Annotated in this window: 14 protein-coding genes and 1 riboswitch; of the genes, 4 read left to right on the top strand and 10 right to left on the bottom strand. The window is 26.6% G+C overall.

Going from position 1 to position 15,657, the window contains the following annotated elements; all coding sequences use genetic code 11:
• Nucleotides 1-262 precede the first annotated feature (262 nt).
• The 5 genes from nrdG to KYD98_RS13565 form a co-directional block, all read right to left on the bottom strand.
• Nucleotides 263-772: an anaerobic ribonucleoside-triphosphate reductase activating protein gene (gene nrdG / locus KYD98_RS13585; protein ID WP_219780588.1), complete on the bottom strand. Its 510-nt coding sequence runs from the start codon at nt 770-772 to the stop codon at nt 263-265.
• 287 nt (nt 773-1,059) lie between these two features.
• Entirely contained in the window at nt 1,060-3,327 is a 2,268-nt protein-coding gene (locus KYD98_RS13580; protein ID WP_219780587.1) for a bifunctional diguanylate cyclase/phosphodiesterase, read from the bottom strand.
• A gap of 227 nt (nt 3,328-3,554) precedes the next feature.
• Nucleotides 3,555-5,477 carry an aconitate hydratase gene (locus tag KYD98_RS13575; RefSeq protein ID WP_219780586.1) on the bottom strand — a complete coding sequence of 641 codons (1,923 nt, stop codon included), beginning with the start codon at nt 5,475-5,477 and terminating at the stop codon, nt 3,555-3,557.
• 160 nt (nt 5,478-5,637) lie between these two features.
• Entirely contained in the window at nt 5,638-6,792 is a 1,155-nt protein-coding gene (gene nifV, locus KYD98_RS13570) for a homocitrate synthase (protein WP_219780585.1), read from the bottom strand.
• A gap of 351 nt (nt 6,793-7,143) precedes the next feature.
• On the bottom strand, nt 7,144-9,252 hold the full coding sequence (locus KYD98_RS13565; RefSeq protein ID WP_219780584.1) for an anaerobic ribonucleoside triphosphate reductase: 2,109 nt from the start codon (nt 9,250-9,252) through the stop codon (nt 7,144-7,146).
• Between the two features lie 321 nt (nt 9,253-9,573).
• Between KYD98_RS13565 and KYD98_RS13560 the strand changes: the two genes are divergently transcribed.
• From KYD98_RS13560 to thiT, 4 genes are all read left to right on the top strand, one after another.
• Nucleotides 9,574-10,422, top strand: coding sequence for a DegV family protein (locus tag KYD98_RS13560; protein WP_219780583.1), 849 nt, complete (start codon nt 9,574-9,576; stop codon nt 10,420-10,422).
• A 1-nt stretch (nt 10,423) separates the two neighbouring features.
• Complete coding sequence (locus KYD98_RS13555) at nt 10,424-10,876, top strand: PadR family transcriptional regulator (RefSeq protein WP_219780582.1); 453 nt, start codon at nt 10,424-10,426, stop codon at nt 10,874-10,876.
• 156 nt (nt 10,877-11,032) lie between these two features.
• Nucleotides 11,033-11,239 (top strand): hypothetical protein, encoded by a 207-nt coding sequence (locus KYD98_RS13550; RefSeq protein WP_219780581.1) that lies wholly within the window; start codon nt 11,033-11,035, stop codon nt 11,237-11,239.
• A gap of 21 nt (nt 11,240-11,260) precedes the next feature.
• Nucleotides 11,261-11,360, top strand: a riboswitch (TPP riboswitch).
• A gap of 115 nt (nt 11,361-11,475) precedes the next feature.
• Nucleotides 11,476-12,150 carry an energy-coupled thiamine transporter ThiT gene (gene thiT, locus KYD98_RS13545; protein WP_219780580.1) on the top strand — a complete coding sequence of 225 codons (675 nt, stop codon included), beginning with the start codon at nt 11,476-11,478 and terminating at the stop codon, nt 12,148-12,150.
• A gap of 54 nt (nt 12,151-12,204) precedes the next feature.
• Here thiT and KYD98_RS13540 read toward each other — a convergent pair whose 3' ends face one another.
• The 5 genes from KYD98_RS13540 to KYD98_RS13520 form a co-directional block, all read right to left on the bottom strand.
• Nucleotides 12,205-12,393, bottom strand: coding sequence for a ferredoxin (locus KYD98_RS13540; RefSeq protein ID WP_219780579.1), 189 nt, complete (start codon nt 12,391-12,393; stop codon nt 12,205-12,207).
• Between the two features lie 144 nt (nt 12,394-12,537).
• Complete coding sequence (locus tag KYD98_RS13535) at nt 12,538-13,380, bottom strand: Mrp/NBP35 family ATP-binding protein (RefSeq protein ID WP_219780578.1); 843 nt, start codon at nt 13,378-13,380, stop codon at nt 12,538-12,540.
• Nucleotides 13,381-13,395: 15 nt separating this feature from the next.
• Nucleotides 13,396-14,229 carry a YhfM domain-containing protein gene (locus KYD98_RS13530; protein WP_219780577.1) on the bottom strand — a complete coding sequence of 278 codons (834 nt, stop codon included), beginning with the start codon at nt 14,227-14,229 and terminating at the stop codon, nt 13,396-13,398.
• The gene (locus KYD98_RS13525; protein ID WP_219780576.1) at nt 14,222-14,989 is read right to left on the bottom strand and encodes a prolipoprotein diacylglyceryl transferase; all 768 of its coding nucleotides are present in this window, start codon (nt 14,987-14,989) and stop codon (nt 14,222-14,224) included. Before KYD98_RS13525 ends, KYD98_RS13530 begins: the two co-directional genes overlap by 8 nt.
• Before the next feature lie 93 nt (nt 14,990-15,082).
• A complete protein-coding gene (locus KYD98_RS13520) occupies nt 15,083-15,649 on the bottom strand; it encodes a hypothetical protein (RefSeq protein WP_219780575.1) in 567 nt (188 codons plus the stop codon).
• Nucleotides 15,650-15,657: the final 8 nt, after the last annotated feature.

Raw genomic sequence — 15,657 nt, 5'->3', positions numbered from 1 at the left:
ATTTTTAATATAAATTATTCTTTAATTTTATATTACTTTTATAAACTAACTAAAAATCTATCTTTATTATAAAACTTATTAAAAATAAATTTTTTTAATAAGTATGTATAAAATTTTTTCGCTTGTCCATAATATGAATGTAGCCACAATATCATAATAATCATTAGTCCCCTTAATTTAGAATAGTGCCTATAAGCTATTCTAAAGATAAATTATTTATTTACAAAGAAAACTCTCTACTTATAATGTAGAGAGTTTTTCTTTATAAATTAAACCCTACTATATATCCACATTTAAGACTTTCTTTTACATCTATTATTCTTTGATTTGATGAACCTCTAAACTTTAAACCATCCTCCTTTTTATCTTCCTCGAATTTTCCATCTACTAAAACATCTATATTACTTATTAATTCTTTCCAACCATTTCTTAATTCTAAATTTTCTATTATGTATTCAAAAGTATATCCTGTATAACACCATATATTTTTATTATTCTTTTTGAATTCCTTTGCCATATATGAAAATTCTTCTGCTCTTTCAAAAGGATCTCCTCCACTAAATGTTATTCCTTTGATCATTGGATTATCTAATACATCTTGTATTAATAAATCTATATCTTTTTCTTCTCCTCCATTAAAATCATGAGTATCAGGGTTAAAACATCCTTTACAATTATGTTTACAGCCTTGAGAAAAAAATACTCTTCTCATTCCTGGACCATTTACTAAACTTTCATAAGCAATGCCTGATAATCTTATAGTTTTTTTCAAAACAAAATCACTTCCTCTTAATTTGTTATATATAATAAACCTATAATTTAAAATAATATCAACCTTCATTTAAAGTATGATAAATAATAAAAATGTTTGATAAGCTATGTAAAATAATAGCTTAAATAGATGAACATATGGGTATATCATTTTTTGAATATACCTAACTTTATATTTTTAATTATAAGCTAAAATAAGAATGTTATAAAATTTAAATTAGTACATTTTATAACATTCTTATAAGATTAGCTTATATTAGATATAAAATAAACAAACTTACTTTATCATTACTTTTTGACTGTAACTTCTTTAAATAATAGTTCACTTTCTTCAAAATCTTTTATAGGCATTGGTTTTGCGTATAAATACCCTTGAGCCCTACTGCATCCTACTCTACTTAAAAATTCAGCTTGTTCATAAGTTTCTACACCTTCACAAATTACAGTTAAGTCTAACTCATTAACCATCCTAACTATATTCGATATAACTATTTCTCCTTTTTTTGAACTGTCTTTACTATTCAAAAACTCTCTATCAAGTTTTATTATATCAATAGGCAAATCTTTTAAGATATTAAGCGAAGAAAGTCCTGTTCCAAAATCATCTAATGAAATACTAAATCCTATTTTTTGTAGTTTAGATAATGCTTGCATTATATTATTATAATCATCAAAGATTGCACTTTCTGTAATTTCTATTTCTATTAAATTAGGTGGTATATCATATTTATTAAATATAAATTTAATATTTTTGATAAAATATTCAACATTCTTTAGATTTACTCTAGATATATTTACTGATATAGGGACTAATTTAACCTCTCTTTTTTTCCATTCATTTAACCTTACACAAACTTGTTCAAAAATAAACATATCTAAATTAACTATAAATCCATTTTTCTCAAATAAAGGAATAAAATTCACAGGACTTATTATTCCTTTTCCCGGATTATTCCATCTAACAAGTGCCTCTGCGCCAACACAAATTTCTAAATTTATATCATATTTCGGTTGTAAATATACTTCAAATTCATTATTATTTAAAGCATTATACATAATATCTTCGATTTGCTTTTGTTCTATTAATTTGCTTTGTAAATTACTATCATAGAATGCTATTGTTTGGTTGCAGTCTTTCTTAGAAATTTCTCTTGCAAATGATGCATTATCTATCATTTTATTTATATCATTTTCTAATCCATCTATAACATATACTCCATAAGATAAATTAAAGTTAGGAATTTCTTTTGTTTCTGTTTCAAAATATCGTATATCCTTATCTAATCTTTTAATTTTTTCTAACATTTGATTATTATTTTTATATATTAATAATGCTATAAATAAATCATCTCTCGCTCTACAAAATATATCTCTATTAGATAATTTCTTTTCTAACACTTCTGATATATGCTTTAGTAACAAGTTTCCTGTGTTATATCCCCATATATCATTAATAATTTTAAACTTACAAATGTCAAATTCAACCAAAGCATATTCTTTATCTTTACTATTTAATAATCTTTCTTTAACATCTATTTTAAATTTCATTAATGTTTTTCCACCAGTAATATTATCAACGAATGCAATATCTTTTATTAATTTTTCTTTTTTATTTCTATACCTTTGTATATAAAAAATTAACCCTAAAAATATTATTGATATAAATATTCCAAAAATAACAACCATAAGTTTTATATGATTTTCTCTATTATTAATTACCGATGACTCCACTTTTGTTAATATATAATGATCTTTTAAATTATCTATTTTTGAATATGCGAAAATATGATTTATGTTGTTTATTTTTATACATCTACATCCATTTATTCCATATTCTAAATCAGTTCTAGCATTATATAATTCCTTCTCATATTGACTATCTATTTTATTGACCTTTTGATTTTCAAAAACATTTTCCCATTCTAATAAATTTTCAGAATCCTTTGCTTCTACTATTACATTTCCATACTTATCAATTATACATGATTCTATATTTCCATTAAAATCATCTGTTGATAACAATATATTTTGGATTTTTTCACAAGATACAGTTGCATATAATGCCTCTTTGATAACTTCATTATCTTTTATTGGCATAACATATATAAAAATCATTTTACCGCTTGTATTATCAAATATACCTTTAGATACTGTTGTTTCTCCGTTCATAGCTTTTTTAAAATAATCTTCATTTGATAAATTTAAACTTAAACCATCTGTTGACTTCAAAATACCATTAGAATTTATGATTCCCATTTTAGAAAAAGAATTAATTTTAGTTTCTAATTTTAAAAAATTTAACATTGAAGATGTATCTTCTATATTTCTTTTTTCAAAACAATTAGTTATACATTTCATATATTCAAATGTTTCATTTATTTTATCATTTATAACTACTGCATTTTTATTAGAGACACCTGTAATAATTGTTTTATCACCCTGAACTAATAAATTTTTCACATCTTTTATACATATTAAAAGTCCACTTACTATTAACAATAAAATTATTATAATTATGAATGCAAACTTAAGAATATTTTTCTTTTTATTATTCATATATTCCCCTACCTAAAAATATTTTATATTAATTTAAGATCTTTCATTATAATGTATAAACCTATATAGATATATCCTTATTTTTGTAATAAATATGTTTTATATCCATATTTTATCATATATAAGACCTATTTTATATAAATGACTATATAAAATATATTTTTATAAAAAAATAGTACAAAATTTATATTAAAACAAATTCTGTACTATTTTTCTAATTATACTAACTAAATATTTAATTTTACATAATTTAATCTTCCACCGACTTTAATAACTTCTATTTCCTTCTTAGTTAATTCTACTAATACTTTAAATTCATATCCTTTAGTTAAATTTTTAATGTTTACTATTCCCTCATCTAATGATTTTTGTATATTTTCAATTTTTAAATCATCTGTTAAATCAATATTATCATAATCTTCTATAGTTTTAAATTCTAATGGTAATATTCCATTATTTATTAAATTAGCCTTATGAATTCTAGCAAATGATTTAGCAATAACTGCTCTTATCCCTAAATATAAAGGTGCTAAAGCCGCATGTTCTCTACTAGAACCTTGACCATAGTTTTCACCTGCTACTATAAATCCACCACCATACTCTTTAGCTCTTTTAGGGAATTCTGTATCTACTGTATTAAAACAGAATTCCGAAAGATATGGAATATTGGATCTAAATGGCAATAATTTAGAATTTGATGGCATAATATGATCTGTTGTGATATTATCCTCAAGTTTTATTAATACTTTTCCATTAATCTCGTTGCTTAATTCTTTCCCTATTGGAAATGGCTTAATATTAGGACCCCTAACAACCTCAACTTCTTGATTCATTGTAGCAGGTTCTAAAATCATAGAATCATCTATTAAAAATTTATCAGGCATATCTATCTTTATATCTACTTCCATTTCTCTTGGATCAGATAATATGCCTTTAATAGCAGAAACAGCAGCAGTCTCTGGACTTACTATATATATTTGACCTGATAATGTCCCACTTCTGCCATAGAAATTTCTATTTACAGTTCTAAGTGAAATACCATTAGTTCCTGGTGCTTGCCCCATTCCAATACACGGTCCACAAGAGTTTTCAAGTATTCTGGCACCTGAACTTATAATATCTGCTAAAGCACCATTTCTAGCTATCATCTCCATAACTTGTCTTGAACCTGGTCCAATTACTAAACTAACATTTGGATGAACTTTATTTCCTTTTAATATTTTAGCAACTTTCATTAAATCCTCATAAGAAGAATTAGTACAACTTCCTATAAATACTTGATCTACCTTAATATCATCAACCTCACTAACCTTTGCTACATTATCTGGGCTATGTGGTTTAGCTGTAAGAGGTGTTAATTCACTTAAATTAATAGTAATTTCTTCATCATAAAATGCATCCTCATCAGGTTTAAGCTCTATCCAATCTTCTTCTCTTTGTTGAGCTTTTAAAAATTCTAATGTTCTTTCATCACTTGGAAAAATTGAAGTTGTAGCCCCTAGTTCTGCTCCCATGTTTGTTATAGTGGCTCTTTCTGGTACTGATAATGTTTTTACACCCTCTCCACCATACTCAAATACTTTTCCCACTCCACCTTTAACAGTTAATACTCTTAAAACTTCAAGAATAATATCTTTCGCCGAAACCATTTTATTTAATTTTCCTATAAGATTAATCTTTATTACCTTTGGAGTATTAATATTATAAGCTCCACCACCCATTGCAAGAGCAACATCAAGACCACCTGCTCCCATTGCAAGCATACATACTCCACCGGCTGTAGGTGTATGGCTATCTGATCCTATTAATGTATCTCCAGGTGTTGCAAATCTTTCTAAGAAAATTTGATGACATATTCCGTTACCTGGTTTTGAAAAATATACTCCATATTTTGATGCTACAGTTTGAATAAATTTATGATCATCTGCATTTTCAAAGCCTTGTTGTAACATATTATGATCTATAAATGCCACTGACTTTTTTGTTTTAACTCTATCAATTCCCATAGCTTCTAATTGAAGATATGCCATTGTTCCTGTTGAATCTTGAGTTAAGGTCTTATCAATCTTTAAAGCAATTGGTTCACCAGTCTTTAATTCTCCCTCTACAATATGGTTCTTTAAAATTTTATAAACTAAGTTATCTCTCACTTATTTTTCCCCCTAAATCTATTGCTTATTATTTTCATAAAGATTAGTTCCTTACTCTCCCACAATATATATTTCTAACTAAACGATGTTAATTAAAAATATAGTTTTCTATAAAAATTATAAATGTATTAACTTAATTAGAGCATATATCATTGGATAGTTAATCTTTAAGTAATCTCTTATATTCTTTATATAATTGAACTACCTCCTTATCAAAAAGACTTCTCTTTAATGTAACAGATGTAGATCTTACTAATTCTAATATGCCTGAAGCTTCTTTATCTGTAAGATCTATCCCATATTCTTCAAATTTATTTACAACAGCAGCTCTACCTGAATGTTTTCCAATAACTATTTGTCTTTCTAAACCTACTATTGATGGATCAAAAGCTTCATAATTTTTAGGATCTTTAATTGCTCCATCTGCATGTATTCCAGATTCATGAGCGAACATATTGCTTCCAACTATAGCTTTCCATTTTGGTAATTCTCTACCTGATGCTCTTGATACATATTCAGATACTTCTCTAAACATTTTAGTATTAATATCACCTTTATATCCATATACAAGCATCAATGCCATTAATACTTCTTCCAATGCAGCATTACCTGCTCTTTCTCCTAATCCATTTACAGTTACTCCTACATGAGTTGCACCACCTTCAATACCAGCTATTGCATTAGCTGTAGCCATACCAAAATCGTTATGAGTATGCATCTCTATATTGAAATTTGTTTTATCATGAATATATTTAATTTTCTCTTTAATTTTAAAAGGTTCCATTATCCCTACTGTATCACAATATCTAAATCTATCTGCACCAGCTTGTTTTGCAGCATCAATAAATTCTACTAAAAAATCCTGATCTGCTCTTGATGCATCTTCTCCATTAACTGATACATATAATCCATTCTTCTTAGCAAATTCCACAGATCTAACCATATTTTCTAAAACCCATGCTCTAGAGGTTTTAAGCTTATGTTCAATGTGTATATCTGAAACTGATATTGATATTGCTACAGAATCTACACCACAATCAATAGACTCTTCTATATCACTAATAACAGCCCTATTCCAAGCCATTATACTAGATTTAAGATTCCTTTTTACAATCTCTTTTATTGATTTTTTTTCATCTCCACCCATTGTAGGTATTCCAACTTCTAATTGATCAACTCCTAATTCACTTAACATTTCAGCTATTGCAACTTTTTCAGCATTAGCAAAAACTACGCCTGCTGTTTGTTCTCCATCTCTAAGAGTTGTATCTACTATAGTAATTTTTTTCCCAGTATTTAAATCCTCAACTGACATTTTAATCCCCCTTATTTATATATTCTTATTACTTATTGCTGTTTTATCTTAATTCTGCCCTAATAGTTATAATTTATTATATTATACACGATATATATTAATAATGGAATAATATTTTAATTATTTTTGCAACAATCCCCCTCTATTCCTTCAAAGTTTTTATTAATAAAGGCTTTTTATTCAAAATTTCAGTAATATTTGCAAGTTTTTTTTGTGATATTGCATAATAAGTATTATATTTACAATATAATAATATTATTACATATAAAGAATTATATACTGCAATATCTAATCAATAATAAATTTCTATACATAAAAAAATAGGTATCATATTAATGATACCTAGCTTTTTTAGTAATTATTCTTATGTTTCTCCGTATGAGATATTCTATCATGTCTCTCTTCATATTTACCCGGACCAAATCTTTCATCTAAACTTAAATATCCTGTAACTCTTGATATTCCTTGAATATTTGTACTGTCACATGTTGGACATTTCATTTCATTATTATGAAGATAAGTTCCACATTCTCTACAATATCTTATATGAAAATTTATTCCCATATAACTGATATTAGTATTTTTATATGCATAATTTAATATATCCATAATTGTTTCTTCATTTGGTGAGTCATCTACCTCTATATAGCTTATATGACCACCGTTACAAATTTTATGATATGGTGCCTCTATATCAATTTTATCTTTAATAGATATACTATAACCAACTGGTACATGATAACTATTAGTATAATAGTCTTTATCTGTTACACCTTTTACTATTCCAAAAATCTTTTTATCCTGTTTTATAAACTTGCCTGATAGACCTTCTGCTGGTGTTGCATAGCAACTCCAATTTAATTCATACTCCTCAGTTAATCTATCACAATATTCTCTAATATATCCTATGATATCTAAACCTAGCTTTCTAGCCTCTTCATCTTCTCCATGGTGCTTTCCAACTAATGAAATTAAAGTTTCAGCAAGGCCTATAAACCCGATTCCCCATGTACCTTGCTTTAATATTGGTTCAATAAAATCATCATCAGTTAAACCTTCAGCACCAACCATAAGATGTTGTCCTGCTACAAATGGTAAATCCTTAACCTTCAAATGTTTTAATACATTGTATCTATGCATTAAAGAATCTTTTGCTAAAGATAATCTACAATCTAATATCTTATAAAATTTATCTATATCACCTTTTGATTGTAGTGCTATTCTTGGTAAATTAATTGTAGTTGGTGCAATATTCCCTCTTCCTTTACAACCAGGCTCCCCATTTACATTTTTCATAAGATATGTTCTACATCCCATTGTAGCAGGAACATACCCTTTATCATAATATTCTTTATTAAAATCAGCATCTATATTCATAAATGTTGGATTCATTCTTTTTGCTGCAACTCTACATGCTAGTTTATATAAGTAATAATAAGGGTCACTTTCTTCTCTATTAACCCCATCTTTTACTCTGAAAATTATATTAGGAAATATTGGTTGTTCTCCTTTTCCTAATCCTTTTTCATATTCTAGAAGGAATATTTCACATACTAATGCAGCATCTCTATTATTTGGTATTCCTATATTAACCGAACTAAACGGAACTTGTGATCCTGCTCTTGAATGCATTGTATTAAGGTTATAAACCACCCCTTGCATTGCTTGATGAATTCTAGTTCTTAATCTTTTCTCTAAAAGAAATTCTATCTTATCTTCAGGTATCTCTAATTCTTGTAATTCTTCCTTTATTTCTTGTCTAGTTGGCTCAATAAAAATTCCTAGATCATTATCAAAATCTGGATGGGATTGTCCTCCAAACATATCATTTTGAGTTGATTGTAATAAAATACATGATAATTCTGCTGCTGTCTCTATTCTTTTAGGTGCATTTATTGTTCCATATCCAGTATTAAATCCATTTTCTAGAATTTCTCTTGTTGGTATATGAAGACAATTAGTTGTTAAATTATAACTATCTAAATCATGATAATATAAATCCCCTGTTTCATGAGCCTTAGATAAATATTTAGGCATATTAGATAAATTATGCCATTTATTAGATTCAGATGCTATTCTTAATAATTTAGAACTAAAATTATTACCTACATTAGCATTATCTCTATCTGTTTCTATTCCTATCTTCTCAATTGCTTTCATTAAATCTGATTTTATATCTCTTACTCTTGTTCTTTCTCTTCTGTATGCCGAATAAGCAATCGCTATATCTTTATGATTTTCATCTTTTAAAGCTTTTTCAACCAAATTTTGAATTTCTTCCACTGTAATTCTTTCACTTTTTTCATCCTCAACATATTCAATAACCTTTTGTACAGTATCCAAAACTTGACTTTCTTTTAATGTTACACCTATTTCAAGCGCAGCACCTTTAATGGCTTGAGATATCTTACCACCATTAAATTTTACCTTTCTTCCATCTCTCTTTACAACATATAGCATTTTGCTTACCTCCATAACACAATATATAGTATCATTATTAATCCTGTATTATTATACTTTATTAAATATGCCTTAGCAATGCCTTTAATTTTTTATTTTATTAGTACTATATTTTAATTATTAGCTAATATATCTTATTATCTCTATATTTAGTTAATTTTTATAGCTATAGACAATTTGACTTATTATAAGTAATCTTATCAATGAATTATTAAATAACATTTATATACATTATATCTATATCGATAACTATATCACTATTGATATAGTTATCAATAGTGATATAATTAATTATAGAATTATTTTAGGAGGATTTATTTAATGAATAAAATAGCATTAATTACTGATAGTGCCTGTGATTTAAGCAATGAACTTTTAGAAAAATATAATATAAAATTATTACCCTTTAAAATTATTTTCTCTGATAAGGAGTATGATGATAAATTAGAAATAACACCAGAATTTCTTTATAAAAAACTTCCTACAGAGATTCCAAAGACATCATTACCAAGTATTGAAAGACTTACCAACATTCTTGATGAAGCTGTTAGAGATGGATATACTCATGCTATCATAATAACTTTATCAAGCGAGTTTTCTGGCACTTATAATTCAATAAGATTAGCATGTGAAAATTTTGATGAAATTACTACATTTGTGTATGATTCAAAATCATTAAGTATGGCGGAAGGTGTCGTTGTTCTTGAAACTGCAAAACTTATTAAAGAAGGGAAAACTTTTGATCAAATAGTAAAAACAATTCCAACTTTTTCTGATAACACAGATATTTTCTTTACTATAGATACATTAGAATATCTAAAAAAAGGTGGTAGAATAGGTAGAGTTGCTGGTACTATTGCAGAGGTTTTAAATTTAAAACCTGTTATAACAATAGATAAAGAAGGCTGTTTTCAAACTTATTCTAAAGCTAGAGGAAAAAAACAAGCTTTATCTAAACTATTAAAAATAGCTAAATCTTATACTGAAAATAACAAGTGTAAATTCTGGATTATGGATGGAAATGCTCTAGAAGATGCAAAATGTCTATTTGAAAATATAAAAAGTTTAGATAATGTAGTAGACTGCCAACTAGGTTATAGTATAGGCCCTGCTCTTGGAGTACATACTGGCCCAGGACTTTTCGGATTTATTGTTGAAAAGGTAGATTAAAATGTCTAATTTTGACTTTTATAATATAAAAGATATACGTGCTGAAGAAAAGCGCCTTTATGAAGAATATAAAAATAAAGTTTCTGAATTAAAAAAAGTTAAAAAAGAAAAAGATGCTGTTGGTCAAGTATTTACTAAAGGTTTATTGCCTATATATGTTTTATATATTTTATCATTAAAGCCTACTAATGGTAATGAAATCTCAACTCAAATAGGCATAAGAACTAATGGTAAATGGATACCAAGTACTGGAGGTATATATCCTCTACTTAAAAAATTAGAAAAAGAACAATTGATATTAGGTGCATGGGACGATCCTAATAAAAAATTCCAAAAGATATATCATTTGACTCCAAAAGGTAAGGTTGAATATGAAAATAAGAAAAAACTTTTAAAACCCAAAATTGAAGAATCATTAGAAGTATTTAAAATAATATATAATGATATTTATTGATTTAATCAAAAAAATAATAGTTCAAGTATAAAAATATACTAGTCTATTATTTTTTTGAATTATATTATAACTCTTTCATAAAATAAAAATCATTTTTAATTATGTATATTTATTTACACCAAAGTAAAAAATATATTTATAAGGATGGTGTTAAAAATGAAAGGTTTTATTATAGATTCAACATTTAAAGAAGATGTTATAGTTGGATTAAATGACTTTAATACAATAGTTCCATGTAATAATTTATCATATAAAACAAAAAATGGACAAAAAATTCAATTAAGTACTGTTTCATCAAATTATATCTCACATGCTAATAAAAGTACCAAATATAATACATATAACTTAGTTGACTATTTATAAAACAATCTTTAGAATATATTTAGAATGTGCTAGGGGAGCCTTGTGCTGAGATTTGATATTTCATAAACCCTTAAAACCTGATCCAGTTAATTCTGGCGTAGGGAAGTGTAATCTTTATATATTAATCTTACTTTCTTAATAGTAAGAGACGTTATTTTTATATTTTATAAATAACTATAAACTTTATACTTAATTGGTTAATAATCTCCTAGGCACTATTAAAGGAGGTTTTTTTTATGAAAATTTTTAATGACTGGGCAAATCAATTCATTAATCTATATCAAAATTTGCCTAAAAATGTAAACACTATTTTTTCTAATCCACTATCTATTGCTACATTAATAGGATTTGTTATCATTCTTATAGTATTAACCAAAGTAAAAAAAATAAATTTTACTCCTCAATTAATTGCTCGAATAGGTATAGCATTAGCACTGGCTACTATATTGAAAATGCTTAGAATATATCATTTTCCTCAAGGAGGAAGCATAACATTTGGTAGTATGATTCCTATATTACTAATTGCTCTTATGTATGGTCCTGAAATCGGCTTTTTAACTGGATTTCTTTATGGAATAATAACTTTTTTAATGGATCCATATATACTTCATCCTGTACAAGTTTTATTTGATTTCCCATTGCCTTTTTTATCCTTAGGACTAGCTGGATATTTCCCAAATAAAAAATATATTGGAATAACTCTTGCTATTTTAACAAGATTTATGTGTCATTTTATTTCTGGTATTGCATTTTTCGGTTCCTATGCTCCAGCAGGTATCTCTCCTTGTCTATATTCTTTGTCTATAAATGGTCCAATAATAGGTATAGAAGGCTTAATATGTTTAGTTATTATAAGCATACTACCTATAGCTAGAATAATATCTGTTTCAAATGAGCATTTAACAACATAAAATATCTAAAAAATTAGAGCTATCAATATAATGATAGCTCTAATTTTTTAGATATTATTCTGCTAAAATAGCATTAACTGGACAACTAACTTCTGCTTCCTTTGCACTATCTTGAGCATCTTTAGGTACATCACTAACTATTGTTCCAGCTTTTCCATCATCCTCCATATCAAAACATTCAGGACATATTGATGGACATAATCCACATCCTATGCAAGTATCTTTATCCACTTTAACTTTCAATAAACTCACCCTTCCATCAGAAATTACATTAATAGTATTTCCTATGGAGATTGAATTATGTATATTAAGATAAATCAAATAAAATAATAGACCAGTATAATGCAAAATAAACGTGCATACTGGTCTATTATTTTTTGAATATACTTAATATAATGCTTCAAATATTAAAGAATATAAATCATTATCTTTTACATATTCTTCTGCTTTTCCATTTTCTAAGGCTTCTGTTAAATCAGTATTAATAGGTAATTCTCCTATTAATGGTAATCCTAAATATTCAGCATGTTCCTCTGATGATTTCTTACTAAATACCCTTATTTTCTTATCGCAATCTGGACAATTAATATATGCCATATTCTCAACTACACCTTTAATCTTAATACCAATCTTTTCAGCCATTATAACTAATTTCTTTACAATCATTGATACCATATCTTGAGGTGTTGAAACAACTATAACTTCACTAACAGGAAATTCTTGCATTACTGTTAATGCTATATCACCTGTTCCTGGTGGCATATCTATAAGTAAATAATCCAATTCTCCCCAATTAGTTTCTACAAACATTTGATTTAATACTCCTGTTATAACAGGTCCTCTCCATATAACTGGTTGATCTTCAACAGCTGTTAAAAGATTCATAGATATAACTTTTATACCATTATTTGTTTCTACTGGATCAAATCTAACCATCTCATTTTCTAATGGTATTATCATTGCTCTTTTATCATTTATTCCAAAAAATCTAGGCATAGATGGTCCTGTAATATCAGCATCCAATACTCCAACTTTATATCCTTTTTTTGCTAAAGTAGTAGCCATTATACCTGTAACAGTAGATTTACCTACTCCACCTTTACCACTAATTACTCCAATTATATTTTTTATTTTCCCATATCTAGGAAAAGTCTTTGAGCAAGTGCTATTACATTCACTTCCACTAGATCCACATGTACCTTTGCTTGGACAAGTATCACAACTTCCCATTGATTCATCCTCCTTTTACCAGTCTTCTGGTATTTTGTTTGGTTCTCCTATATTGATATCCCAATTTTTAAAATTGTATTCTGCTGATACATAATATGTATTAAAGGATTTATCTTTTTTATTATCAACAGTTATCATTGTTTTAAAAATTGTACTATTATATCCTCTATTTTTGACCTTAACTATTATATCAAAATCCTGACTATTATTTTTAACTAACCTAGAATTAGGTAAAACTTTATTAATATTCTTTTCAAAGCTCTGTAAATCAGTTGAAAGAATATATCTTAAGCAATCTATATCCCCAGATACATCTATTCCTATCCTGTTATCAGATTCATTCATTTTATCTTTATTTGATCTAAGTATAGATAAAATAGATTCATAATATACATATTGAAAATCTCTAGGTTTTCTTACAAAAGATAGATTTTGAGTTATTATGTCATCTAAACGCTTAGATATAGAAAAACATACTTCATCATTAAAAAAGTTACCCTTTCCTTTTTCATTTGCTGCAACTATATATTCATATTTTTTAACTTCATCACCTATACATATTTCAAAATAATAATCTGGATCAAGTGAGCTTTTTTCAGACACTTGTTTACCATTTGATAATAACTTATACATATCATTTATAGCATTAGTATCAGTAATTATAAATCTAAATCCAGTATCTCTAGCACTTTGTATTATAATTTTATCTACCTTGTTTTGATTTATATATTCAAAATAGTTATTTTTAAGCCCAATTTTAACTGCTACTTTATCATAGGTCGTACATCCAGATAAACATGTAATAATTAAACTTAATATTAAAATTATTAAAACTTTATTTTTATTCAAAACTTTTCTTCTCTCCCTTAAAAAACTTATGAAAATTAAAGAAATAAATTCCTAAAACTAAAGTAAAAATAGCTATAAATTGTGATGTTGATAACATTCCAACATTTCCTCTTGGATCATTTCTTAAAAATTCTATCATGAACCTTCCTATACTATAAATTATTAAATATAATGAAAGTACTCTACCAGATTTCCTTTCTTTTCTTGAATAATATAAAAGAAAAAAACCTAATAAAAAATCAAAGACTGAAGAATAAATTTGAGTAGGATGTAAATGTACTCCGCTTGGCGCAAGTGAATTTACAGGAAACTCAACACCTATTGGAAGATTAGTTTCTGCACCATAACAACATCCTGCTAAAAAACATCCAATACGTCCAAATCCCTGTGCAATTGCAAGCCCTGGCACCGTCAAATCCATAATCTCCATGACTTTCCATCCTCTTTTTCTGCAATACAAAACAATACTTATAGCGCCTAGAATTATTGCTCCATAAATAACAAATCCATAACCAAAATTCATAAGAATACTAGGGTTATTTAATATGCTTCTAAGCTCTGTTAAAATAAATAGTAATTTTCCACCTAATACACCTGATATTATAGCTAGAATTATTAGATTTAATAATGAATCTTCATTATATCCTTTTCTTTTTGCTCTTTTTAAAAGCAGAGAAACTGCTACTAATATTCCTATAGCAATCATTAATCCGTAGCTTTTTACTTGTATCCCCAAAAATTCAAATAAAAATATCTTCATAAATATCTCCTTATAGTATTAAATATCAAGGAGAAGCATTATGCTTCTCCTTGATATTTAAATTATAATACTAATGTTTATTAATGGCAAACCTTATTTAATCTTGACTTTAGAAACAATAGTATTTAAAACTGTTTTTATGTTTTCTTTATAATAATCTTCTTTTATATTAAATAATATTTTTATAGTCTTTCCATTATCACCATTTAAATAATAACAAATATTTTCAAATGTATATCCTTTTTTTACTTTAGTTTTATATTGAGATAATACACCAGACACATTTTGAAATTTAAATGGAGTTATTTGCTCATTTGTATAAGTTAATGGTAAATTCTTTAAATCATTTTCTGCAAAAACCCCCAGATCACTTTGTGTATCTATCACTTGTAAATATCCTGTAATTTTATTTTCTTTATCTTTGAAATCTGCTTTATAACTAATATATTGTCCTATACTTTGTTTTTCAGATACTTCCCATTCATTTGGTAATGAAAAAGTATATTTTCCATCCTCAAAATTATATTCTTTAAACTCATTTATTCCGTTCTCTACAAGAACTACTTGTGTGAATGATTCTTTAAAAAATGATTGTGTTATGCCTAATATAATCATTAATGAAACTAAGATTGACATAACTATTATCTGTTTTTTATTCATAATCTTTT

The organism is Clostridium weizhouense (genome assembly GCF_019431045.1).
Classification (GTDB): Bacteria; Bacillota; Clostridia; order Clostridiales; family Clostridiaceae; genus Clostridium; species Clostridium weizhouense.
This window is presented reverse-complemented; position numbering and strand designations above follow the sequence as displayed.